At 43.6% G+C, this 1808-nt stretch carries 1 pseudogene; it reads right to left on the bottom strand.

What is annotated here, in order from left to right:
* Positions 1–182 precede the first annotated feature (182 nt).
* Positions 183–1729, bottom strand: a pseudogene (locus BJ095_RS18805) (IS3 family transposase).
* Between the last annotated feature and the right edge of the window lie 79 nt (positions 1730–1808).

Genomic DNA, 1808 nt, shown 5'->3' with positions numbered 1-1808 from the left:
TATCGGTGTTTGTCAATATAGTTGTCGCATCGAGCTATTTTATTTCTCTACTAAATTTATATTTAATTCATTCAAATCCCCAATTCAATCGAAGCTAGCGCGCTGTGCTTGCTGTCCTGTGGATGTTCAATGGAAAGAAAATCGCTTTCCATTGAACATCCACAGGGAAAAGGGGAAATTTTTTATTCTTGAGTGACTTCTTTTATCGGATTCAGTGCGACTTGTTGTTGCGCTGACCAATTGCGTGTCTGCCCAGCCCAACGTTCTGGATGCTTTTGTTTGGCTTCTTCATACACTAATTTTCTTTTCTCTAAAATTCCGATATGTTTACCAGTATGGCACTGCACCGGCGTCACAAATTTCAAGGCGCTATGTAAATGTACTTCGTTGTACCAGCGGACAAATTTTAATGCCCAAGCACGTGCTTCCACTACGGACTTAAACCCTTTTCGCGGGAAATCAGGGCGGTATTTCAACGTCCGAAACATCGCTTCTGAATAGGGATTATCGTTGCTGACACGTGGTCTTGAATACGAGCTTTGAATGCCCATTTTCTCCAGAAACCCTTGAAAAGTGGAGGCTTTCATCGGGCTGCCATTATCCGAATGAAGGACGAGTGGAGCACCTTGAATTTTTTCATTCAGTACCGCTTTTTGCACCAGTTGCTCCGCATAGTTTGCTTCTTCGGTTTCCCAAACCTCCCAGCCGACAACCTTGCGACTAAATAAATCAATGATTAAATAAAGACGATAAAACATACCTTTCACAGGTCCTGCTAACCACGTAATGTCCCATGTCCATACTTGATTCGGTGCCACAGCGAGATGACTTTCTGGTATCCGTTTCGTCGGTTTTTGACTAAAGCCTCGGTGATTTTGCATCTTTTCTTCGCGTAATACACGGTAAAATGTTGATTCTGAAGCGATGTACGTCCCTTGATCGGCTAACTTTGGGACAATTTGTGTTGGTGGTAAATCGGCATATTCATCTTGCTTCACTACGGTTAAAATCTCTGTTCGTTCTTCTTCAGATAGCTTATTTTTCGGTATGGGACGCTTGGCGGTAGGACGTCTATCCAACTGGATTTCACCGTCTTTTACCCAACGTTCATACGTGCGAACACTAATATGCAATTCTCCACATGCCTTTGCCAATCGCGCCCCATTTCGATTCGCTTCTTGAATTAATTCTACTGCGAGTTTGCGATTTGACGGGTCAATCATTCGTCCTCTTCGTCCCCCCAAATCGCCTGGGCCTTTTTTCGAAGGAGTAATAAGGCTGCCGCTTCTGCCAATGCCTTTTCTTTCTTCTGTAAGTCCTTCTCCAACGCCTTTGCCCGTTGCTTTTCTTCCTTTAATTGCCCATTCAACTGCTTCGCCTGATCAAATGCCTGACCATTTGCCTGAAGACAAACTTCTTTCCATGATTCGATCTGCTCACGATATAAGCCTTTTCGACGACAATATTCCGCTAACTCAGCTTCATTCATCGAGAAGGTTTCCATTACCACTAAAAATTTATCATGGCTGCTCCATTTATCGCTTGTTTGTCCATTGCCAGGTGTTGCACTACCTTTTGCTCGTGCTTCCTTACGCCATTTATATAATGTGGCTTCTGTAATGCCTGTTTCTTCGTTTATTTTCGCTACCGCTTCGTTTTGTGGTGGCATCATACGTGCAACAACGGCTTGTTTTTGTTCAGCCGTGTAGCGGATACGTTCTCTTTTCATTGTCATTCGTCTCGACCTCCGTGTTTTTACTTTACTATACCACGTAAGCTCGATACGACATCTATCCTAACAGAGGGGG

Source organism: Ureibacillus chungkukjangi (genome assembly GCF_003217295.1).
In the GTDB taxonomy this organism is placed as follows: Bacteria; Bacillota; Bacilli; order Bacillales_A; family Planococcaceae; genus Ureibacillus; species Ureibacillus chungkukjangi.
The sequence above is the reverse complement of the archived record's forward strand: the minus strand, read 5'-3'. Positions and strand labels throughout refer to the sequence as shown.